1 protein-coding gene is annotated in these 458 nt (G+C 32.3%); it reads left to right on the top strand.

All coding sequences use genetic code 11. The features are described from left to right. The coding region (locus tag AWU74_RS08345; RefSeq protein ID WP_202966444.1) for a hypothetical protein at positions 1-374 on the top strand (374 nt) is incomplete at its 5' end. Positions 375-458 lie beyond the last annotated feature (84 nt).

Here is a 458-nt window from a genome sequence, read left to right as displayed (position 1 = left end):
AATTATTAAAAGACGTAAAAGAGTTAATTCAATCTTTAGGTTTTTCTTGTAACGAATCACAAGAAAGTAAAGCGAATGCAACTTTGTTTACAATATTTGGGGATATTCATTTAATCCCAACTAAGGTAAAAAGAAAGCAAGCACAAAAAGTTGAAAGAAAATACAATAGTCTTTTAAGTGGCTTTACCGTTAAGTCGGTAGGCGTTGACAAGTATTATGGCTTTGCGGTTGACGATAATCATTTGTTTTTATTAGAAGATGGAACTATTGTTCACAATACATTTAGGGGAGGCGTTTTTGTTTTAGATTATATCACTAGAACAAAAATGACACAAGGTACAATTCAATCAAAAAGCGGGGCAGATGCAAAATAAGAATTTAGCAAAGCCATAGTTAATCCATTTAGAAGATTCCGCAAGTTCTTTAGACCTGAATATGATACCAGTTTGGCATTTAAC

It is taken from the genome of Treponema endosymbiont of Eucomonympha sp., assembly GCF_001028545.1.
This window is presented reverse-complemented; position numbering and strand designations above follow the sequence as displayed.